Origin of the sequence: Leifsonia williamsii (assembly GCF_030433685.1) — a bacterium.
GTDB lineage: Bacteria > Actinomycetota > Actinomycetes > Actinomycetales > Microbacteriaceae > Leifsonia > Leifsonia williamsii.
Window position 1 is genome coordinate 129076 of sequence record NZ_JAROCF010000001.1, and the last position, 20520, is coordinate 149595.

The window sequence follows — 20520 nt, forward strand, 5'->3', positions numbered from 1 at the left end:
TTTGCTAAATCGGCAAGGAGGTCCGGAATGGTGGATGAGCTGCGTCAGCTCGGCGGCCGGCTGCGAGCGGCCCGCCAGGCACAGGGGCTCACGCTGCAGGACCTCGCCGACGGCGCGGGGATGTCGGTCAGCACGCTCTCGCGGCTGGAGTCGGGCAAGCGCCAGGCGAGCCTCGAGCTGCTGATCCCGGTGACGCGACGGCTCGGCCTGCGGATCGACGACCTGCTGCGGCCGCAGACGGCCGACCCGCGGGTGCGGCGCGCGGTCATCCGGCGCGAGGGAATGATCATCGCCCCGCTGACACCGGAGAACTCGCCCGTCGCCACCTACAGGATCACGTATCCGGTCCACCCGGAGACGCCGGCCCTCAAGGTGCACGACGGCTACGAATGGCTCTACGTGCTCAGCGGCCGGCTGCGCCTCCTCCTCGGCGAGCAGGACCTCGTGCTCGGGCAGGGGGAGGCGGCGGAATTCGACACCCGCACCCCGCATGCGATGAGCGCCGCCGGCGACGAGCCCGCCCAGGTCATCAGCATCTTCAACGAGACCGGCGCGCGGATGCACACGCATACGGCCGACTGAGCAGCGTCAGCCCACCAGCTCCCGCGGCTCCACCACCACGTCGACGAGGGCGCCGTTGCGCCAGAGTGTCAGCTCCATCCGGCGGCCGATCGCACGCTCGACCATGAGCCGCTGCAGCGCGGTCGGATCGGTGACGTGGCTGCCGTCGAGCGACACGACGACGTCGCCCGGGCGCGTGCCGGCCTCGGCGGCGGGGCTGCCCGGCACCACGGAGACGACCTGGATGCCCATCGGCGCGCCGACCTTGGCCGCCGCTTCGGGGGCGAGCCGGACCTTCGTGCCCGCCACCCCCAGCCAGGCGCGGCGGACGCGCCCGGCGGCCGTGAGCGCCTCCACGATCTCCAGCGTGGTGGCGTTGATCGGCACCGCGAGCCCCAGGCCGACGCCCGCGACGGCGGTGTTGACCCCGACCATGCGGCCCGCGCTGTCGGCCAGCACGCCGCCGCTGTTGCCGGGGTTGAGGGCCGCGTAGGTCTGGATCACCTCGTCGATGACCCGGCCGGAGGAGGTGGGGAGCGAGCGGCCGAGCGCCGACACGATCCCCGCGGTGACGCTCCCGGCGAGGCCCAGCGGGTTGCCGAGCGCGACCACGAGCTGCCCGACCCGGAGCCGCGCCGCGTCGCCCAGCGGTACCGGCCCCGGCGTCGGGTCGACCGCGCGCAGCACCGCCAGGTCGGAGAGCGGATCGGCGCCCAGCACCTCCGCGCCGGTCGAGCTGCCGTCCGAGAAGGCGAGCTCGACGGCCGTGGCCCCGGCGACCACGTGCGCACTGGTGAGCAGGTGGCCGTCGGCGCTGATCACGGAGGCGCTGCCCGCTCCGGCCCCGCTGCGCGTGCGCACCGTCACGGCCGCGACCGACGGCAGCACCGAGGCCGCGACCCGTACGACGGCGGCGGAGTATGCGTCGAGTGCAGCGTCGTCGAGTGCAGCGGCGTCGAGGGCGGCGGGGTCCAGCGCAACGGGTTCGAACCCCTCGGCATCGCGCGCCTCGCTGCCCCGCGCCTCTCCGCCGCCCGCGACCGCGTCGTCCATATCGTTCATGTCAGCAGTGTCGCTCCGCGCGGAGGCGGGAGCGAGCGGTTTCGCGCATGGCGGACGATCACCCCCGGCCGTGCGTCACCGGCCGCCGGAAGGGCGCGCCGATCGTCGGCACGACCGCCCGTCGCCGCGCCAGCAGCAGCACGACCGCCAGCACCGCGTACACGCCCGACACGAGCCAGCGCGCCTCCGTCGACGAGAAGACGAACGTCGCCGCGAACAGCACGAACAGCGCCACCGCCCAGCGGCCGCTGAACCGCAGGCCGAGCAGCATCGAGACGCCGAGCAGCGTCTGCGCGGCGGTGAGCACGAACTCCTCGGTCTGGCGTCCGTCGAGCGGCAGCATCCACCCGCCGCCGCCGAGCGCGTGGGCGATCGGGAGGGTGCCGACCAGCGCCGTCCACTGGTTCACCTTGCTGGCGAGCAGGATGCCGACGGCCATCGCCGCCCTGCCGCGCGCCGCGAAGACGATCGCGATGACGAACTCCGGCGCCTCGGAGGCCAGCGGCGCGAGCCACTGCACGAGCAGGAAGTCGTCGATCCCGGCCGCCCGTCCCCCGGCGATCAGGCTGTGCGCGAAGGGCTCGGCGAGCAGCAGGATGACGACCGCCGACAGCGCGAAGATCACGATGACCGTGACCCGCCTTGCCACGGTGGGGAGCGCGCCGATCGCCTGCGGAACCCCGACGAGCTCCGGCTCCTTGCTCTCGCCGCGAGCCGCTCGCCAGAGGTAGTACGCGAAGAGCGCGAGCAGCACAACGCCGAGCATCACGTGGATGCCGCCGGTCAGCGGGATGAGCAGCGTCAGCAGGGAGGCGATCAGCAGCAGTCCCAGCTCCACCCGGTTGTCCTCGGGCAGGCGCACCGCGAACGGCCGGCGCTCGATGCCGGGGTCGAGGGGGCGGCGGCGTGCGCGGGAGGCGCGGAACACGAGGAACGCGACCAGCAGGATGAACGGCCAGCCGAACCCCAGCAGCAGCCGGTTCGAGCCGGTCATGTTGGCGGCGGCGTACGGCGCCTGGCTCGGATCGGACCCGGCGCTGAAGGCGAAGTACAGGTCGATCGCGTACTCGGGCAGGATCGCGATGATCGCGAGCAGCCCGACGGCCAGCCCGCCGGAGATGTCGACCTCGGCCGCCTCCCCGGCCCACGCCAGCGCGAAGGCGGCGGCGACGATGGCGAGCCCGAACATCAGGATGCCGACGAGCGGCTCGGGCTCGACGCCGCTCAGCCGCAGGGCGACGCCCTGCGCGGCGACGAGTGCGACGACGCCGAGCGGGAGGACGAGCCGCCGGAACGGCCGGCCTCCTCGCGGCGAGGTGCGGTGACTGCTCTGGCTCGTGGTGGGTGCTGTGGACATAGCCGGTCCGGCCTCTCGGTCGAGGCGGCGGACAGCACGCAGCAAGGAGAGTCCGGTCGCCGTGATGGGACCGAAGGTCTCGCTCGCCCGGGCCGCGACGCGCGGGAGCGCCACCCCTGCACGTGCATCGGCGGTCGCCCTGCGGCGGCGGACGGGAGGCACGCCGGGCCGCGATGGCGCGGCCAGTGTGTCGACGTGCCCGCACACCCCGGTGGCCGCACGTGCGGCCGGCGGGCGCGGAGCTACTCCCCTTCGCGAGATCGATCCTCGCAGGCGCGGCCCGCCCGCCGCCGCCTCAGCACAGCCATCGGCGGCGGATTGGCAGCGTTCTGCACGGCCTAACTTCTCGCGACGCCCACCCGATCACCACCGCACATTCGGCACGAATGTAAGGAAAGACGCGACCTAACCGCACATTCGGCACGAATGTATCGCGCCGGCGACCGGCGCAGGTTTCAGGCCCCCGCGACCTCCTCCGCCGCCCGCCGCAGCACGAAGAACTTCGCGCCGTAGGCACCGATGCTGAGGGGGAAGCTGCGGAGGTTGTCCACGGTCCCGATCTCCTGGTCGTCGGCGGCGTCGACGACCGCGGCGCCCTTGGGCAGGGCGTCGGAGCGGACGGTGCCGTCGACATCCTCGGAGCTCATGTTGAGCACGGTCAGCTGCACCTGCGGCAGGCCGTAGTCGTCGAGCGTCTCGAGCTCGTGCACCAGGACGAGGAGGCCCGGGTGCGCCACGTCGGGCACGTCGACCTGGCGCGCGCTCGCGATACCGGAGCGGGAGCGGATGCGCAGCAGCTCGCCCAGCCGGCTCGCGAACGAGTCGGCGTCCTTCAGCTGCTCGGGCAGCGGACCGTACAGGGAGCGGGCGCGCGGCATCCCGGACGCCGAGCGCTCCGCCTCCGGCGCGAGGCCGAGCAGGTCGTGCGCGCCGCGCTCGACCCAGCGGGTGTCGCCCTCGGCGATCAGCTCGGCGACCTCCTCCTGCGGCAGGGTCAGAGCGCCGAGCAGGTCCCACCCGGACAGCGCGAACACGCCCGGCTGCCACGCGTTGAAGGCCGCGAGCAGCAGGTGCGCGTCCCGGATCGCCGGAACGTCGGCCTCGGTGATCGAGTCGAGGGTCGCGTGGCCGCGGGTCGCCGCGATGAGGGAGGCCGTGGTGCAGGCGATCCCGTTCGTCGTGAACACGAGGTTGTAGTCGGCCGTCGGCGCGGTGAGCGCATCGGTGAGGTCGGCCCGGATGATCTCGGCGAGCTCGCCTCCGGTGATCTCCTGGTACCGGAACGGGTAGATGTCGTCCCGGTGCAGGGTCGCCCAGTGCACCAGCTCGTAGGTGAGCTCGTCGTGATTCTGCAGCCCGTGCACGAGGCTGACCGGCTCGACCCCCAGCTCGAGGGAGGTGCGCAGCGTCAGCCGCAGGAACTCCGTGTCGCCGGTCGCGAGCGCGTGGTGGTACGCCGGCCGGTTGATGAAGTCGTACGACAGGTCGGCGCCGACAGCGCCCGTGTCGCGGATGTCCTCCACGGTCAGGTTGAGCTCCTGGAAGGTGAAGCCGCCGACCTTGCGCACCATGCCCGCGATGACGTGGTTGGCCGCGTGCGAGAGCGGGTGCCCCTCCGACCAGGCGGGCAGCCCCTCCGCGCTCTTCTCGACGCCGAGGAACCCGTTGGCGTCGAGCCGCAGGGCGCTCGTGCCCAGGTCGCCGAGCGAGTGGAGGGCGTCGCCGATCACCAGCCGCATCCCCGAGAACGTCGGGTCGAGCCAGTTGACCGAGGGCTGCCCCTCCTTGAAGTAGTGGAGGTACACCCAGCGCCGCGTGACGCCGTCGACCCCCACGACCGGCGCGGTGACGCTCCAGTTGGTCTCCTTGACGCCGGGCGCGAAGAAGATGACGCGCTGCAGCTCGCCGATGATGTAGCCGCGGGCCGCGAGCGCGGCCTCGGTGTCGGCGTCGAGGTTGACGGAGTCGCGGTGCTCGGGGACCGTCGGCAGGAGGTGCCACTCCTCGGGCGGGATCTCGACCATGTGGTAGATGCCCGGGTAGTCCTTGTACGCCATCTCGGCCAGCCGGAAGTCGGCTCCCTTGCCGGTGTGACCCGGCACGATGTCGTCGATGACGACGCCGCCGTGCTCCTCGGCGACATCGGTCATCCGGCGGAAGGTCTCCTCGTCGCCGAAGATCGGGTCGATCTGCGTGCCGATCCGGTCGAAGTGCCCGTCGACGCTCGGCGTCTCCTGCCAGCCGCGGATGCCGCCGGCCCGCTTCACCGGCCCGGTGTGCACGCCGTTGATGCCGATCGCCTCGAACGCGCTCCACAGCTCGGGATCGGCGAGCGCGTTCAGGAACGACTCGCCGGGCCGCGTGATGAGCGAGATCGGGTACGCGGTGAACCACACGTCGGAGGTCGACACCGCGCGCCGGGCGTCCGGCCGCGCGTACGGGTTGCGCCACATGCTCGGCGACCCGGACAGCTGCCGGCTGAGCACGTCGGCGTCCTTGAGCATGGACTGCCGCACCAGCCACTCCACGTACGCCGGGTTCAGCCCGTTCGCCGCACGAGGGTCGGAGAAGCTGCGCCGCAGGGTGCCGCTGCGGAGGTTCGCGCGCGGCCGCAGACGGCGCGGCCGGGCCGGGTACAGCTGCTCGTCGTAGGTGATCTCGGGGGCGTCCTGCTCGTCGTCCTCCTCGGACTCCGGCACCTGCCCCTCCACCTCGAGCGCATCCGCCACCCGCTCCGGGCTCTCGACGATCTCGTCGTCCACCTGGGCTCCTCTCCCGTACGTCGTAACAACCCTATTCAGCCCGCATCGGAAGCGCAGGCCAAGGGGTCTCTCCGAGATAGTGATGAGAAGGGTCACGCGAATGTGACATTTCACATGTGAACTGATTGTGTTCCTTCAGAGTTGCGGATCTCGTCGCTCCCAGGCACGTGGGCATGGGACACGTCCGCTCCGTTCGACGACGAACGAGAGGAAGAGCATGCGTCGTTCAAAAATGCTGGGGGTCATCGCTGCTGCCGCTGGAGTCGCGGGGCAGCTGACCGGATTCGCCTGGGCTGATGCCGACGAGGTCACGACCGCGAACGCCATCGCCGCCGTGCAGGAGGCCGCACCGGACGTGATGGCCGATGCTGCCGACGCCCCGGAGGCCGCGGATGTTGCTTTCCCGGTACAAGCTGAGCATGGCATCGAAATGGGTGGTGACGCCGATCCGATCACCATCGGGTTGCCTTTTGCCGAGGCGGCCTCCGACGCGATGGAATCGGACGTCACCGGCGTGGTCGTCTATGACAACAAGAACGGATCAGCCACGGTTCCGGTCCCGCTCGAGGATGGTGGCGTTCAGATCAACACGGTGATCTCAGGCCCTGACGCGCCCGCCCGTTACGACTATCCGATCGATCTTCCCGAGGGACACTCGATGCGGTTGAACGACGATGGGTCAGTGTGGGTTCTCGACGCATCGGGCGTCCCGACCGTGGGAATCGCCGCCCCCTGGGCGAAGGATGCGACCGGGCGGCCGGTTCCTACGCACTTCGAGATCAGGCAGAACGTTCTCGCCCAGGTGGTCGACTTCACGAGCGGCACCGCATTCCCGGTCGTTGCTGATCCGAGTGTGTCTTACTACTCGTACAACTGCGTGTCGCCGACCGGCAGCAGCTATTTCATGAAGCCCGGCGAGAACCTCGTCAACTGCAAGGGCAGCTACCTGCAGAAGTACATCAGCGGCAAGATGGTCAAGTCCGTCGGGCTGAAGTACAACGGCGGCGCGAAGGTGAAAGTGACCGGCGCGGGCTGGTGCGTCGCGTCGCTCACCGGCGCCGTGCCCCTGGCGTTCTACCCGCCGACAGCCACCTTCATGTGGTCACTCACCGCTGGATCGGCGCTTCTCGGCGTCTACGGCAGCTGCAAGGGCTTCTAGGTGACCGGCATGAGCAACACTCGCGCAACCACCCGGATGACGGGACACGTTCCGCGACACATCTGGTTCCACCTCCTCCTGGCGGCATTTGCCGCGGGGGCGATCGTCGCCTTCGCGTCGGTGCCGCTTCGGATGAGCGGTCTCGTCTCATTCCTGACCGTCATCGTAGCGATCACGGTCGACCGATCCACCCGGTTCATCGGTGGCACCCGACCCAGGGGCCGGCGTGCGACCACGTATTCGGTCCTGGCCGGACTCCTCTTCGTCGTTTCCTTGGGCCTCGCCGTCGCCGCCGCACACTTCGGCGAGGCGCCGTGGGTCGCGTGGATGCTTGCCGTCGTCGTATTCGTCGTAGCCCTGGCCGGCGCCTGGGTACCGGACGAGGCGGAGCAAGACCCGCCGATCCAACGCTGACGCCCCTAACGCCCCAGGGTCAGCTCCGGCTTCCACTGCGGCGAGCGCACCGCCGCGCGCAGCCGCTTGAGGGCGGCCGGTGTCGCCGTCGCCGGGTAGAGGGACACCAGGAGGCTGTCGCGGAGCCGGGAGTGCTCTTTCGAGGTCGACGGGTCAAGGCCCGCGACCTCCGCGAAGACGCTCTCGAACTCCGGGAGTTCGGTCTCCGCCTCCGCCGTGCTGGGAGGCGGCGAGCGCGCATGCGAGCGATCCATTCGCGTTGGGTCTGGGCCTTGCACTTCGGCCAGCGGGCGAGGAAGCCGGCGACGTCGCCCGCCTCGGCATCCTCGGTCATGCGGCTCCCCTCCGTGGGCGGAACGGGCCTCGATCCTACCGCAGGAGGCGGTCGCAGGCCTCGCGGTAGCGGGCGTACGCGGCCACGATCTCCGCAGCCTCGACGTCGTCTGCCGGCCGGATCGGCGGCTCTGCCGCCGCCGACACGTCGCCGAGCGTCCAGAGGCCCGCCCCGACGGCGGCCAGCGCCACCGCCCCGCGTGCAGAGCCTCCCTCGACCCGGACGACGTCGACCTCCGGACCGACGGCCGCTGCGAAGGTGCGGCACCACTCCGCCGAGCGCGTGACCCCGCCGACGATGCGCAGCTCACGCGGGGTGCCGACCACGTCCACGACCGCCTTCACTGCATCGGCGCAGGCGAAGGCGACCCCCTCGAGCACCGCCCGGGCGAGGTGCGCTGAGCCGTGCCGCTCCTCCTGGCCGATGAAGGCGGCCCGAGCGCGATCGTTCTTGATCGGGACCGTGGAGCCGAACATGAACGGCAGATACGTCAGTCCCGCGCTCCCCGCTGGAGCCTGGATGACGGCATCACCGATCGGGGAGCCGGCCAGCAGCGTGCGCTCCGCCCACCGGATGCTCGCGCCGGCGGCATAGAGCGAGGCCATCGTGACGAAGCTCTCGCCGGTGGCCGAGAGGAAGACGAACCCGGCGCCCGGGTCCGGGAGCGGCGAGAGGCCCATGATTTGGGCCGCCGTGCCCACGTTCACGCTGATCTGGTCGGAGGCGACGACCCCGGAGCCCAGCACGACCGCCGGCACGTCGCCGGCGCCCGCGATCACGGGTGTGCCCATGACAAGACCGGTGGCGGCGGCAGCAGCAGTCGTGATAGCGCCGGCCATCTCCTCCGGTCGCAGCACCTCGGGAGCGAGGGCGGGGTCGGCCCCGACGGTCTCCCACAGCTCGCGCCGCCACTCGCGCGTGGTCACGTCGTACAGCAGGGTGCCCGCCGCGTCCGTCCGGTCGGTCGCCCACCGGCCGGTCAAGCGGAAGCGGAGGTAGTCCTTCGCCAGCACGAGGCGCCGCGCGCGGGCGAGCGCGTCCGGGTGACGCTCGGCGAACCAGGCGAGCTTGGGGGCGGTGAACGCGTCGACCACGTCGTTGCCCGTGTGCCGGCGGAACGCCGGGTCACCGCCGAGTCGCCGCGTCTGCTCGGCGACACGGCGATCGGCCCAGGTCATGGCCGGCGCGACCGGCTCGTCGTCCGCTCCGATCAGGAGGAGGGAGTGCATGTGACCCGACATCCCGACGGCCCGGACGGCCGACGCGTCGAGCCCATCGAGCGCCGAGCGCAGTGCCGCGACCGCCGCCTCCCACCAGTCCGCGGGGTCCTGCTCGTGGGCGCCCGGCTCGGGAGACCGGGTGGGGTACTCGCGCACCGCGTCGGCGACCGGACGCCCCGTCGCGGCGTCGACGACCAGCACCTTCAGAGCGGTGGTGCCGGCGTCGACGCCCACGACGAGGCCGTCAGGGTGAGCGGTCACTCTCAGGCGGCCCGCTCGCGCTGGGTTGTGAAGCCGTACTCGCGCAGGAAGTCGAGCGACTCCTCCGCGACCCGGTCGAAGTTCGACAGGCCGATGCCGGCCGGCTCGCCGACCCCGATCGGGCCGCCGACCTGCCAGCCCTCCCACTCGACGCTCACGAAGCCGTCGAAGTCGATCTCGGCCAGGGTGTCGAACGTCTCGCGGAAGTCGACGAGGCCGCCGCCGAACCAGATGTGGTTGGTGTTCACGATCGTGGGGAGGCCGACCTCGTCCTTGATCTGCACGATGTCGATGTACTTCGCGAGGCGCTTGATGCCCTGCGGCACGGTCATGAACGGCTTGACGGCGACGTAGAAGGCGCCGGTGTCCATGGTCATGCGGAGGTTGGAGGCGCCGATCTCGTCGAACATCCGCTCCACCGACTCCACCTTGTTGAGGATGGTGCCCTGCAGCAGCTCGATGCTGACGTTGAGGTCGAGCGTCGCCGCGTAGTCGCAGACCTCGGTGATGGCCTCCTTGGCCTGGCGCCACGCCTCCTTGCGAGTCATCAGAACGTTGAGGGGCGGGTCGTAGTAGCCGTCGCCGAGCAGCGTGCAGGCGGACTTCGCGCCGAGGGCCTTTGCGGCGTCGAGGGCCTCCTTGAACGAGGCGATGCCGCGCTCGCGGTCGTACTCGCGCGGGCTGACGAACGTCGTGTGGTTCGCGACGTAGCCCACCTCGATGCCGGCCGCCTCCGCCGCCGCCTTGGTGTCGGCCAGGCGCTGTTGGTACTCGGCCTGCGGGCCGTTCTTCAGGTGGCCGAGCAGGAAGTCGACGGCGTCGTACCCGTAGTCGGCCACCTTGGTCGCCGTCTCGGCCGAGGTCAGGTCGCCCCAGGAGTTCCAGGCCGGACCGGCGGCCTCCAGGCGGCCCCACGGCATGTTCGGCCAGACTTCGAAGCTGATCTTCATCGTGTTTCTCTTCCTTGTTTCGTTTCTCGTGCGGGAGGCGGTGCTAGATGTGCGGGATGCGGTCGCGGAACCGGTCGGCCAGCGCCCTGTTGTGCTCGGCCGCGCCGGGCATCCCGGCACTGAGGTAGATGTCGGGCTGCGCTCCGCCCTCGGACTGCAGGGCGAGCGCCTCCACGATCACGGCGTTCAGCAGGGCGATGCCGACGGCGCTGGAGCCCGGCCCGGCCTTGGGCAGGCCCGGCGCGATGGAGACGAGCGCGTCTCCGGGTGGGCAGTGGTTGTCGAGCACGATGTCGGCCACGTCGTGGAGGCGTCGCCCCGGCGCGCTGGTCGAGCGTGCGTACGCCACGGACGTGATCGCGATGACCGGGAGGTCCCGACGCTTGGCCGCCAGCGCGACCTCGATCGGCAGGGCGTTCGAGCCCGAGTTGGAGACGACCAGCATCGCGTCGACGCCCGAGCGGATCGGATAGTGGCCGAGGATGTCCTCCGCGTGCCCCTCCTGGCGCTCCAGCTCGGTGCTGCGCTGGGCGCTCACGTGCAGCATGTAGTCGTCCTGCAGGATGGGCGAGATGCGCGCCGACCCTCCCGCCCGGTAGAACGCCTCCTCGGCGAACACGTGCGAGTGGCCGCTGCCGAAGACGTACAGGATGCCGTCGCGGTCGAACGTGTCGGCCACCGTCTTCGCCGCGCGCAGGACGGCCGGCAGCTCGGCCTGCGCGGCCTCGGCGAGCACCTCCTGGACGCGGCTCAGATACACCTCGGACGTGCTGGTGGACTCGGTGATGACGGTCACTTGGTGGCTCCCGCGATCAGGCCGCCCACGAAGTAGCGGCCGACGAACAGGAACAGCACCACGGTCGGGATCAGCGTGGAGACGGTGCCCGCCATGACCAGGCCCCAGTTGACCGTGTACTGGCCGACGAGGGCGCTGAGCCCGATGGGCAGCGTCTTGAGCGTGTCGCTGACGATGAACTGCGAGGCGAAGACGAACTCCGTCCACGAGTACACGAACGAGTACACCGCGACGGTGGCGACGCCCGGCGCCATGAGCGGCAGGACGACCTGCACCATCGTGCGGAGCGGCCCCGCGCCGTCGATCGACGCGGCCTCGTCGAGCTCGGCCGGGATGGAGTGGATGAAGCCGCGCAGCAGCCACGTACAGAACGGCGCCGTGAAGGCGACGTTCACCAGCACGAGCCCGGCGTAGCTGTCGATCAGGCCGAGACCGGCGAGCGTCTTGTAGAGCGGGACGATGAGCAGCGTCCCCGGGATCATGTACGACACGAGCACGATGCCGGCGATCTTGCCGCTGCCCGGCACCTGCAGCCGGTACAGCCCGTACGCCGCGGCGAGCGACACGATCAGCGTCACGACCGTGGTGGCGACGCCGACGATGATGCTGTTGCGCAGGTAGACGCCGTAGTCGGTGGTCAAGAAGAGCTGCTCGAAGTTCGACAGCGTGAACGACTGCGGGAACCAGGTCGGCACGGCCTGCAGGATCTCCTGCCTGCCCTTGAACGCCGAGCTCAGCACCCAGTAGAGCGGCCCGAGGACGAGGATCGTCAGCACGATCATCGCCAACAGCGCGGGGAGGCGGTTCAGGCGCAGCGTGGCCCTCATGCGAAGTCCTTCGGTCGGGCGAAGCGCACGAACAGCACTCCGGCGATGGCGAGCACGATCACGGTCAGCACGCTCGCTGCCGCGGCCTCGCTGGACCGGAATGCGCTGAACGCGGTGTCGTAGATGTAGACCGGCATCGTCGTGGTCGCGCCGGCAGGGCCGCCCTTGGTGGTCAGGTAGATCGTGTCGAGCACGTTGAACGACCACAGCGAGCCGACCAGGCCGAGCGCGAAGAGCACCGGCTGGAGGAGCGGGAAGGTCACCGACCAGAACGTCCGCCAGGCGTTCGCGCCGTCCATCTTGGCGGCCTCGAGCACCTCGTGGGGCACGGTCGCGAGCGCGCCGTAGATGACGACCGCGCTGAGCGGGAACCAGTGCCAGCTGTTGACGAGGATGACGGTGAGGAGGGCGACAGGGCCGTCCGCGAACGGGGCGCCGATGTCGATCCCGACGCCGGCGAAGATCTTGTGGATGATGCCGTACTGGGAGTTGAGCAGCCACTGCCAGATCACCGCGACCGCCACGGTCGGCACGACCCACGGCAGCACCAGCCAGGTGCGGGCGCTGCGCGACCACCAATTGCTGCGCTGCAGCAGCAGCGCGGTGGCGAACGCGAGAATCGTCTGCACGATCATGTTCACGATCAGCCAGATGCCGGAGCGGCCGAGCGCCGACCAGAACTTCTCGTCGGTCAGCACCTTCGCGTACGTCTCGAAGCCGACGAAGTCCGCCGGGCTGCCGATCACGCGCTGATCCTGAAGGCTGGTCACCACCGCATTGACCAGGGGGAAGGCGATGACGACGGCCATGATGATGACGATCGGCGCGACCAGCGCGTAGCCGAGCACCTTCGTCGAGGCGGACATCTGGCGTCCGCCGGCCGCCGCCGAGCGGCGCGGACGGACCGAAGCCGTCCGCGCCACCCGGGTCGTTGCAGGAGCGGTCATTTGTCGATCGCGTCCTGCATCTGCTGCTGGGCCCACGACACGGCCTCCTTGGCGCTCTTGCCGTTGACGGTCATCTGCTGCACCGCCTGGGCCAGGATGTTCTGGCCCGAGATCTCGCCGATGGAGTCGATGTACTGGCCGTCGACGAAGCCGAACAGCTCACCGGTCTCCGACTGCTTGAGCATCGCGTCGACGCACGTCTTGTACGTGCTGATGACCGGGTTCTCGCGCCAGTTGCTCTCGGTAGCGCCGTTGTCGGTCACCGGGAGGAAGAGGCCGGGCTCCGCGTTCAGGAAGTCGCCGTACTGCTTCGGGTCGAGGACCCACTTGAGGAACTCGCCGGCGGCCTTCTGCTTGGCGTCGTCCTTGCTGAGGACCATCGCACCGTTGGAGTAGTAGATGCTGCCGGTCTTGCCGCCGTCGTCCGCGACCGGGATCGGCGCGCAGCCGAGGTCGGTGGCCGGACGGCCGGACTCCTCCTCGAAGGGAGCCAGATACTGGCCCTTCTCGACGGCCATCGCCGTGGCGCCGCTGTTGAGCGCCGCCTGCGGCTCGGGCCAGGAGTAGTTGCCCGCGTCCTTCGGCGACAGCTCGGCGAGCTGCTTGTACAGCTCGAACGCGGCAACGGTCTTCTCGTTGTCGATCGAGACCTTGCCGTCCTTCGTGAACATGTTCGCCGCGCCTCCGGTGACCATGAAGCTGTAGAGCACCTGGTCGGTGGCGAGGTTCTTGCCCGACGGGACCGCGATGCCGGTCTGGCTGCCGGTGGACAGCTTCTTGGCGTCGGCGACCAGCTCGCTCCACGTGGCCGGGGCCTTGTCGATGCCGGCCGCCTGGAACAGGTCGTTGCGGTACCAGAGCATCTGCACCATGCCGTAGAGCGGCACGGCCCAGACATCGCCCTTGTCGGTGTATGGCGCGGTGGCGGCCTTGATCAGGCCGTCGGACTTCTTCACGTCGTCCACGACGTCGTTCACCGGGTCGCCGAGGCCGAGGCCGCGGACGTAGGTGGCGAAGTCCGGGATGGCGAACAGGATGTCGGGCTGCTTGCCCGACTGGGCCGCCGCCGCGATCTTCGTGTAGACCTGGCCCCAGTCCTGCACCTGGATCTTGACCTTGTAGTCCGGGTCGGTCTTGTTGTACTCCTCGGCCAGCTGCTGGAACGCCTTCTCGCGGGAAGGGGTGTTCTCCATGTGCCAGAGGACGATCTCCTTGTCGCCGGAGCTCGCCGATGGCGAGCCACCGCACCCGCTGAGCCCCACGACCGTCGCTGCTGCTAGAGCAATCGCGACAAGTGCTTTAGAACGCATTGCATTTCACCTCTCTGTGATCCGGCGCTCAACCGTGCGGAATTCGGGCTGTTACTGTGTGCTTGTGGAATCGAGCGACCGTGTTCACCTACGATAACTGCTATAGATCAATTCCGCCACAGATTTGTATCAATAAGGTTTCGGACGCATGACTCTTTTGTTTCGACGCGCACAGCGCAAGGAGGCGTAGACCGTGGGCGCACCCCGCTACATCGAGATCCTCGACCAGCTGCGCGAGCGCTGCGCCGGGCTCGCACCCGGCACCAAGCTCGCCTCCGAGCGGGCCCTCGCCGAGGAGTTCGACGTGAGCACGATGACCGTGCGCCAGTCGCTCGCACGCCTCGCCGACGAGGGCTGGGTGCACCGCTCGCAGGGCAGCGGCACGTACGTCAGCCGGCCGACGGTGACGATGGGGCCGAGCCTCACCTCCTACACGGAGGACATGCGGAGGCTGGGCCTCGAGCCATCGTCGAAGGTCCTGCGCTTCGAGACCATCAAGCCCGACCTCGAGACAGTGACGCGGCTGGAGCTGCGCCCCTCCGAGCGGGCGATCGTGCTGGAGCGCCTGCGGTTCGCCGACGGTGAGCCGATGTGCCACGAGATCGGGGTGTTCCCGTCCCGGCTGGCGGACGCGCTCGGCGCGGCGGACCTCGCCGGGTCGGTGCACGAGGCGCTGGCGGAGTGGGGCGTCGCTCCGTACTCGACCTTCCGGCGCGTCCGCGCGGTCGTGGCGCCGGAGCGCGAGTGCGAGCTGCTGGGGCTCCCGTCGCCCTCCCCGGCGCTGGAGATCAGCGACACGTTCGCCGACGCGCTGGGGCAGCCGTTCCAGCACGTGCGCACGCGCTACCGGTTCGACCGCTACGAGGTCCTCAGCAAGATCGACCGCCTGCCTGGCGCTGCGCGCTGAGCGAAGACGGCCACGGCCGCCTTCAGTCCGCATCCGGCACCTTGATGCCGTGGCCCGTGAGCACGGCGACGACCGGACCGTCTGCACGCTCGGCCTCCCACTCGGCGGCGACCAGGGCGATCGCCGACGACGGCTCCACCCAGAGACCGTCCGCGCGAAGCCGCCGCGTCGCGTCGGCGATCCCCTCCTCGTCGACGGCCACCGCAGCGCCGCCCGTCGCCCGGATCGCTTCGAGCGTCAGCTCCCCCTGCCGCTCGTAGCCACGCAGGGCGTCCGCGATGGCGGTGGCGGAGGTGGTGTGCCAGCGCGCCCCCGCGTCGCCCAGGGTGCTTCGCCAGATAGCCGGGTCCTCCGGCGACGCCTCCCAGGCCCGCACGATGGGCGATACCGCCTGCGCCTGCACACCGATCAGCCGCGGAACGGCTCCGCCGCGCAGCGCCTGCAGGTCGGCGAAGCCCCGTTCGATGCCGCGCAGCAGCGGCCCCGCCCCGATCGGGACGCACACCACCGCCGGCACCCGGCCGAGCTGCTCGACGAGCTCGAACGCGACACCGCGGTACGCCTCGCCGGGAACCGGGTTGCGGAAGGTCGTCGAAACGTTGAGCCAGCCCTCCCCTTCCAGCGCCAGCGCCTCGGCGTAGGCGGCGCTGTAGTCGCCCGTCACCTCGGTCACCTCGGCCCCGTACGCGCGGCACGCGCGGAGCTTGGCGGCGGCATTGCTCTCGGACCCGACGATGACACGGCAGCGCAGCCCGGCCCTGGCCGCGTAGGCGCTGGCCGAGGCGGCCGCGTTGCCGGTGGAGGCGACGACCAGGCCCGCGTAGCCGCCGTCGAGCGCGAACGAGACGGCGAGCGCCATCGCGCGGTCCTTGAACGAGAGGGTGGGGTTCGCGCTCTCGACCTTGAGCCGCACGCCGTCCGGTCCGTCGAGCAGCGGGGTCTCGCCCTCGCCGAGGCTGACGTGCGCGGTCACGCGCGGCAGGAGGGCCGCGCGGCGCCACACGCCCGGCGCCGAGCGGTCGACCGGAGGTTCGGCGGCGAGAGGTTGCGCCTCCACGACCACGACCCCGCCACACCGCGGGCAGGCGTAGCGGAAGCCGCCGTCCGACCAGTCCCCCTCGACGCAGGCGAAGCGCACGTCGCGGCCGCCGGATGCACGCGTCGTCGTCATGAGACCTCCATCGCCGATGATTGTGGAAAGGTGTTCTAAAAGCTACACTCACGATCGTCCCAGCCCGAAATCCGAACGGAGGCGCCGCGTGGAGGTGCTCGAGCTCACCCAATCCCTCGTCGCCATCGACTCCCAGAACCCGGGGCCGCTCGAACCAGCGGTCGCGGGGTTCGTGCTCGACTGGGCCGGCGAGCGCGGGTTCGCCACCGAGACCATCGAGGTGCGGGCCGGCCGCCCGAACGTCGTCGTCACCGCCGACCGGGGCCCGGGCCCGCGCCTCGGGCTCTCCGGGCATCTCGACACCAAGCCCGTGGGCGACGCGCTCGCGCTGTGGGACACCGACCCGCTCGAGCTCACCGTGGTCGGCGACCTCGCGTACGGGCTCGGCGCGACCGACATGAAGGGCGCCGTCGCCGCGATGATGGTCGCGCTCGAACGCTTCGCCGCGCGACCGGGCGCGGGCTCCCTCAGCCTGGTCCTCACCGCGGACGAGGAGCAGGGCTCCGACGCCGGCGCCAAGGCGCTCGCCGAGACGGGCCGCGTGCCTCGGCTCGACGCGCTCGTGATCGGCGAGCCCAGCGGGATCGACGAGCCGTGGGAGGCGCTCCACCTCGTCTCGCGCGGCATCTGCTGCTTCGAGGTGGAGGTCGTCACCCGGCAGGGCCACAGCGGCCTCTCCCCGCGGCTCGGCCGCAACGCGACCCTGGTCGCCGGCGATCTGCTGCGCGCCTTCGAGTCGTTCCGCCCGACGGTGTCGCATCCCGGCGCCGTCCCGGCGACCCCGACGGTCAACCCCGGGATCTTCGTGAGCGCCGGCGTGAGCTGGGGCACCTGGCCCGGAAGCTGCCGCGTCGGCGTGGAGATCCGGCTGGTGCCCGGCATGGACCGCGACACGGTGCGCGCCGAGGTCGACGCCTTCGTGCGCGCGAACCTCCCCGAGGAGGCGGACTACCGCATCCACTACGTGCCGAGCGGCCAGGGCTGGATGCCCGCGGTCGAGCTGGCGCCCGACACCCCCGTCGCGATCGCCGCCCTCGGCGCGGCGGAGGAGGTGCTCGGCCGCCGGCTGCCGGTCGCCGCGTTCCCGGGAGGGACCGACGCGACGTACTTCCTCGGCGCCGGCGGCATCCCCACGGTGACGAGTCTCGGTCCGGGGTGGATCAGCGTGGCCCACGGGGCCAACGAGTGCGTCGGCGTCGGCCAGCTCACCGAGGCCGCCGACCTCTACACCCGGCTGGCCGAGCTGTTCAGCGCCGGACGCGGCGCAGAGGCCCGCCCGATGGTGGCGGCGACGCCCGCGCGGGAGGGCTCCGCTCGATGACCGCGCGCCGGATCACCGACACGGTGTGGGCCGTCGGGGGCAGCAGCGGGCCAGAGCGCACCAGCGACCACGACGGCATTCAATACCTGCTCTGGGACGGCACGGACGGGCTCCTCATCGACGTCGGCACCGGGCTCGGCGCCGACGCCTGGCTGGCCAACGTTGGCGAGGTGTGCGCGGATGCCACCCCCTTCGGCGCCTTCGTCAGCCACTACCACGCCGATCACGCGGGAGGCGCGGCGGCCGCCATGCACGCGGGCATCGACGTGTACGCGGGTTCGGTCACGGCGGCCGCGCTGGCCACCGCCGACGAGCAGGCCACATCGCTGGAACGGGCGAGGCGGGCCGGCGTCTACCCGGAGGACTATCGGCTGGCCGCGGCGCCGGACGTGCGCATCCTCCCTGACGCGTCCGCGCTGACGATCGGCTCGTTCACCGTCACCGTCCTCGACGCCCCCGGACATTGCGACGGCCATCTCGTCTTCCTGGTCGACCACTACGGCCGTCGCTCGCTGTTCAGCGGCGACACGCTCTTCTCCGGAGGGAGGGTGAGCATCCAGGCGATCCCGGACTGCCGCCTCGACCTCTACTCGGACACCGTGCGCGGGCTGGCCGAGCTGGAGGTCGACGAGCTCTTCCCCGGGCACGGCGAGCCGGTCCTCGCGGACGCCTCGGTCGATATCGCGCGGGCGGCCGAGTCGTTCCGGCGCCTGGTCCCTCCGCCCAACATCCTCACAGCCTGAGCGATGCGGCCACCGGGCCGCGTCAGAGGGTGATGGGGCGGCCGAGCCGCGCCGACTCCACAATCGCCTCGGCGATGGCGACACCCCACACGGCCTGCTCCAGCGGCATGAGCGTGTTGGCCCGCTCCCGGCGGAACACCGACGCGGCATAGGCGACCTCGCTGCGCAGAGCGCCGCCGACCCGGCCGTCCTCCTCCGGCCAGAGGGAGAGATCGGGCGCGAGGCTCAGCTCGTCGGTCCAGACGGTGAGGGCGTCGCCGATGAGACGCTGGCGGGCGGTGCCGGCCGATCCGATGACCTGCACCTCGCCGTCGATCGAACCGTCGAGGGCGAGGAGGCCGGCGAGGCTCTGCGGTCCGCGTGCCGGCACGGTCCACGCCGACTCGATCGTGCTGGTCGCCCCGGACGCGAAGGTCACGATCGCGCTGATCACGCTCGGCGCCGCGTCGCCCGCCGCGCCCGACTCGCTCGCGTAGACCTTCGTGGCGGGCTCGCCGTGCAGGAACACCGCGAGGTCGATGTCGTGGATGCACGACTCCCACACCGGATGGACGCGGTCGCCGAAGTCGGCGAACCAGGCGCGGCTGAAGTCGCGGCGGAGCCGCGTCGCCCACAGGGTGCCCAGCAGGCCGTCCTGCAGGGCGGAGCGGAGGTAACGATAGGGCTGCGCGAAACGCGAGATCTGGCCGACCACGACCTCCCGGCCTCCCGCCGCGGCGGCGGCCGCCGTGCGCTCGGCGGCCTGCGTGCTGAGGGCGAACGGCTTCTCGACGAACACGTCGCATCCGCGCGCGATGGCCCCGTCGGCGAGCGAGGAGTGCGACCCCTCGTCGGAGGCGACCACCACGGCATCCGCGGGCGTCCGTTCCAGCACGTCTGCGAGGCTCGCCCCGTGCCGGCCGACGCCCCAGCGGGAGGCGACCTGCTCGGCACGCGCCGGGTCGACGTCCACCACGCCGACGACCTCGGCAGCAGCCTCCTGCCAGGCTCGCAGGTGCAGTTCGCCGAAGCGCCCCGCGCCCGCGATGACCACGCGCAGCGGTGCGACGGTGCCCTCCGCCGTCATCCGATCGGGCCCTGGTGACCGATGGCCGAGGAGACGCGGCGCGCGGCGTCGGCGACCAGCTCACCGATGACGGCCATCCGCTGGTCGTCGAACCGCTCCGCGGGCACCGAGACGCTGATGGCGGCGATGACCCTGCCCGTGTCGTCGAAGATGGGCGCGCCGACGCAGTCGACCCCCGGCTCGTTCTCCTCCCGATCGACGGCGTAGCCGCGCTCCCGCGTGTCACGGAGGACGGCCTCCAGCACATCAGCGGCGATCTCACGGCCGAGGAGATTGATCGTGGCCTCGCGGACGGAGTCGACGACCGGCTGCGGCGAGTAGGCCAGGATCGCGCGGCCGAGGGAGGTGAGCACCGCCGGCGCGGTGCCACCGATGCGCGACGCGGTGCGGACGGCGTGGACGGTCTCCAGCTTGTCCACGAACACGATGTGCGGCGACGCGAGGGTGCCCAGGTGGATCGCCTCGCCGGTCCGCTCGCGCAGCTCGGACATGACGGGCAGCGCCTCGACCCGGAAGTCCAGTCCGCCGAGGAAGCCCCGGGCGAGCACGAGCGACGCCGGTCCGAGAGCCTGCATGCCGTTCGGCGTCTCACGAACGAGCCGGCGCTCACGAAGCGCTCCGACCATGCGGTGCACGGTGCTCAGCGTGATGCCGGTCTCGCGCGCGATCTCGGCGAGCGAGATGCCCTGCGGCCGCGATGCCAGCAGGAACAGGATGCTCATGGCCCGGTCGAGCGCCCGCAGCCCGTCGGGGCCTTTGCGTCTGGGGTCGTCCTCCGCGGCCGTCTGCTCGATCGTGGTCACGTCGTCCCCCCTATTTCGGAATACCCGTCCATTATCGTATCGAGTCCCGCCGGGGTTCGGCCAGTGCGGGCGGAGGCTCAGTGGAGGATCAGCATCCCCACGATCCCCACCACCACGACGACGAACACGAGCAGGTCCGTCCAGGTGGCCACGGCCTCCTCCGCCCCCTTCCCCCGTTTGGCGACGTGCCGCAGTCCCGCGAGCCCCAGGTAGAGCGCCCCGGGCAGCGCACCGAGGATGCCCCAGCCGGGGACGAACGGCGCGAACAGCGCCACCGCGCCGAGGCTCAGGTTCGCGTAGCCGAGCTCGTGCACGACCTGCTCGGCACCCGCGTCGTCGATGCCGAGGATTCCCTTCGTCGTCCGCGCGGGGTTCGCCAGTTGGCTGATCCCGGCCACGAGGAGGCGTGTGCCGACGCCCCAGAAGGCCCACCACATCCCGAACACCACCAGAGGGCTGCCGCCGGAGACGAGGAGGTGCACCGCGCCGGAGACCAGCGGCAGCACCACCGTCTGCGCGATGACGAGCGTGATGTACATGCGGACATCA

General features: G+C 71.0%; 20 protein-coding genes. 6 read left to right on the forward strand and 14 right to left on the reverse strand.

The genetic code is table 11. The annotated features are described in order from the left end of the window. Positions 1–27 precede the first annotated feature (27 nt). Complete coding sequence (locus P5G50_RS00555; RefSeq protein ID WP_301209744.1) at positions 28–582, forward strand: helix-turn-helix domain-containing protein; 555 nt, start codon at positions 28–30, stop codon at positions 580–582. 6 nt (positions 583–588) lie between these two features. Here P5G50_RS00555 and P5G50_RS00560 read toward each other — a convergent pair whose 3' ends face one another. From P5G50_RS00560 to treS, 3 genes are all read right to left on the reverse strand, one after another. Beyond that, a complete protein-coding gene (locus P5G50_RS00560) occupies positions 589–1623 on the reverse strand; it encodes a S1C family serine protease (protein ID WP_301209745.1) in 1035 nt (344 codons plus the stop codon). A gap of 58 nt (positions 1624–1681) precedes the next feature. Continuing rightward, positions 1682–2980, reverse strand: coding sequence for a sodium:proton exchanger (locus P5G50_RS00565; protein ID WP_301209746.1), 1299 nt, complete (start codon positions 2978–2980; stop codon positions 1682–1684). 455 nt (positions 2981–3435) lie between these two features. After that, on the reverse strand, positions 3436–5709 hold the full coding sequence (treS, locus tag P5G50_RS00570) for a maltose alpha-D-glucosyltransferase (RefSeq protein WP_435870911.1): 2274 nt from the start codon (positions 5707–5709) through the stop codon (positions 3436–3438). A 250-nt stretch (positions 5710–5959) separates the two neighbouring features. Between treS and P5G50_RS00575 the strand changes: the two genes are divergently transcribed. Together P5G50_RS00575 and P5G50_RS00580 are read left to right on the forward strand one after the other, a co-directional pair. Then, entirely contained in the window at positions 5960–6901 is a 942-nt protein-coding gene (locus P5G50_RS00575) for a hypothetical protein (protein ID WP_301209747.1), read from the forward strand. Positions 6902–6910: 9 nt separating this feature from the next. After that, positions 6911–7315 (forward strand): hypothetical protein, encoded by a 405-nt coding sequence (locus tag P5G50_RS00580; RefSeq protein ID WP_301209748.1) that lies wholly within the window; start codon positions 6911–6913, stop codon positions 7313–7315. Positions 7316–7320: 5 nt separating this feature from the next. On the opposite strand, the gene P5G50_RS00585 is transcribed toward P5G50_RS00580, so the two are convergent. The 7 genes from P5G50_RS00585 to P5G50_RS00615 form a co-directional block, all read right to left on the reverse strand. Further along, positions 7321–7569, reverse strand: a complete 249-nt coding sequence (locus P5G50_RS00585; RefSeq protein WP_301209749.1) for a hypothetical protein — start codon at positions 7567–7569, stop codon at positions 7321–7323. Positions 7570–7684: 115 nt separating this feature from the next. Beyond that, positions 7685–9130, reverse strand: coding sequence for a xylulokinase (locus P5G50_RS00590; RefSeq protein ID WP_301209750.1), 1446 nt, complete (start codon positions 9128–9130; stop codon positions 7685–7687). Between the two features lie 2 nt (positions 9131–9132). Further along, complete coding sequence (locus P5G50_RS00595) at positions 9133–10080, reverse strand: sugar phosphate isomerase/epimerase family protein (RefSeq protein WP_301209751.1); 948 nt, start codon at positions 10078–10080, stop codon at positions 9133–9135. A gap of 43 nt (positions 10081–10123) precedes the next feature. Continuing rightward, on the reverse strand, positions 10124–10876 hold the full coding sequence (locus tag P5G50_RS00600; protein ID WP_301209752.1) for an SIS domain-containing protein: 753 nt from the start codon (positions 10874–10876) through the stop codon (positions 10124–10126). Beyond that, entirely contained in the window at positions 10873–11703 is an 831-nt protein-coding gene (locus P5G50_RS00605; protein WP_301209753.1) for a carbohydrate ABC transporter permease, read from the reverse strand. Before P5G50_RS00605 ends, P5G50_RS00600 begins: the two co-directional genes overlap by 4 nt. Then, positions 11700–12650, reverse strand: coding sequence for a carbohydrate ABC transporter permease (locus P5G50_RS00610; RefSeq protein ID WP_301209754.1), 951 nt, complete (start codon positions 12648–12650; stop codon positions 11700–11702). The genes P5G50_RS00605 and P5G50_RS00610 overlap by 4 nt, the downstream gene beginning before the upstream one ends. After that, positions 12647–13843: an ABC transporter substrate-binding protein gene (locus P5G50_RS00615; RefSeq protein ID WP_301209755.1), complete on the reverse strand. Its 1197-nt coding sequence runs from the start codon at positions 13841–13843 to the stop codon at positions 12647–12649. Before P5G50_RS00615 ends, P5G50_RS00610 begins: the two co-directional genes overlap by 4 nt. Positions 13844–14153: 310 nt before the next feature. On the opposite strand from P5G50_RS00615, the gene P5G50_RS00620 reads away from it, so the two are divergent. Continuing rightward, a complete protein-coding gene (locus tag P5G50_RS00620) occupies positions 14154–14867 on the forward strand; it encodes a GntR family transcriptional regulator (protein WP_301209756.1) in 714 nt (237 codons plus the stop codon). A 22-nt stretch (positions 14868–14889) separates the two neighbouring features. On the opposite strand, the gene P5G50_RS00625 is transcribed toward P5G50_RS00620, so the two are convergent. After that, positions 14890–16038: a threonine synthase gene (locus P5G50_RS00625; protein ID WP_301209757.1), complete on the reverse strand. Its 1149-nt coding sequence runs from the start codon at positions 16036–16038 to the stop codon at positions 14890–14892. Positions 16039–16126: 88 nt separating this feature from the next. Between P5G50_RS00625 and P5G50_RS00630 the strand changes: the two genes are divergently transcribed. Together P5G50_RS00630 and P5G50_RS00635 are read left to right on the forward strand one after the other, a co-directional pair. Beyond that, a complete protein-coding gene (locus P5G50_RS00630) occupies positions 16127–17359 on the forward strand; it encodes a M20 family metallopeptidase (RefSeq protein WP_301209758.1) in 1233 nt (410 codons plus the stop codon). Further along, the gene (locus P5G50_RS00635; RefSeq protein WP_301209759.1) at positions 17356–18102 is read left to right on the forward strand and encodes an MBL fold metallo-hydrolase; all 747 of its coding nucleotides are present in this window, start codon (positions 17356–17358) and stop codon (positions 18100–18102) included. Before P5G50_RS00630 ends, P5G50_RS00635 begins: the two co-directional genes overlap by 4 nt. Before the next feature lie 22 nt (positions 18103–18124). Here the strand turns inward: P5G50_RS00635 and P5G50_RS00640 are convergent, their stop codons facing one another. The 3 genes from P5G50_RS00640 to P5G50_RS00650 form a co-directional block, all read right to left on the reverse strand. After that, positions 18125–19168, reverse strand: coding sequence for a Gfo/Idh/MocA family protein (locus P5G50_RS00640; protein WP_301209760.1), 1044 nt, complete (start codon positions 19166–19168; stop codon positions 18125–18127). Continuing rightward, positions 19165–19971 carry an IclR family transcriptional regulator gene (locus tag P5G50_RS00645; protein ID WP_301209761.1) on the reverse strand — a complete coding sequence of 269 codons (807 nt, stop codon included), beginning with the start codon at positions 19969–19971 and terminating at the stop codon, positions 19165–19167. The genes P5G50_RS00640 and P5G50_RS00645 overlap by 4 nt, the downstream gene beginning before the upstream one ends. A gap of 77 nt (positions 19972–20048) precedes the next feature. Further along, entirely contained in the window at positions 20049–20510 is a 462-nt protein-coding gene (locus P5G50_RS00650; protein ID WP_301209762.1) for a hypothetical protein, read from the reverse strand. Positions 20511–20520 lie beyond the last annotated feature (10 nt).

Bases quoted from the DNA above. Each gene is read 5' to 3' on its own strand.
- P5G50_RS00555 (WP_301209744.1), top strand. From the start codon at position 28: ATGGTGGATGAGCTGCGTCAGCTCGGCGGCCGGCTGCGAGCGGCCCGC.
- P5G50_RS00560 (WP_301209745.1), bottom strand. From the start codon at position 1,623: ATGAACGATATGGACGACGCGGTCGCGGGCGGCGGAGAGGCGCGGGGC.
- P5G50_RS00565 (WP_301209746.1), bottom strand. From the start codon at position 2,980: ATGTCCACAGCACCCACCACGAGCCAGAGCAGTCACCGCACCTCGCCG.
- P5G50_RS00575 (WP_301209747.1), top strand. From the start codon at position 5,960: ATGCGTCGTTCAAAAATGCTGGGGGTCATCGCTGCTGCCGCTGGAGTC.
- P5G50_RS00580 (WP_301209748.1), top strand. From the start codon at position 6,911: ATGAGCAACACTCGCGCAACCACCCGGATGACGGGACACGTTCCGCGA.
- P5G50_RS00585 (WP_301209749.1), bottom strand. From the start codon at position 7,569: ATGGATCGCTCGCATGCGCGCTCGCCGCCTCCCAGCACGGCGGAGGCG.
- P5G50_RS00595 (WP_301209751.1), bottom strand. From the start codon at position 10,080: ATGAAGATCAGCTTCGAAGTCTGGCCGAACATGCCGTGGGGCCGCCTG.
- P5G50_RS00605 (WP_301209753.1), bottom strand. From the start codon at position 11,703: ATGAGGGCCACGCTGCGCCTGAACCGCCTCCCCGCGCTGTTGGCGATG.
- P5G50_RS00610 (WP_301209754.1), bottom strand. From the start codon at position 12,650: ATGACCGCTCCTGCAACGACCCGGGTGGCGCGGACGGCTTCGGTCCGT.
- P5G50_RS00615 (WP_301209755.1), bottom strand. From the start codon at position 13,843: ATGGAGAACACCCCTTCCCGCGAGAAGGCGTTCCAGCAGCTGGCCGAG.
- P5G50_RS00625 (WP_301209757.1), bottom strand. From the start codon at position 16,038: ATGACGACGACGCGTGCATCCGGCGGCCGCGACGTGCGCTTCGCCTGC.
- P5G50_RS00635 (WP_301209759.1), top strand. From the start codon at position 17,356: ATGACCGCGCGCCGGATCACCGACACGGTGTGGGCCGTCGGGGGCAGC.
- P5G50_RS00640 (WP_301209760.1), bottom strand. From the start codon at position 19,168: ATGACGGCGGAGGGCACCGTCGCACCGCTGCGCGTGGTCATCGCGGGC.
- P5G50_RS00650 (WP_301209762.1), bottom strand. From the start codon at position 20,510: ATGTACATCACGCTCGTCATCGCGCAGACGGTGGTGCTGCCGCTGGTC.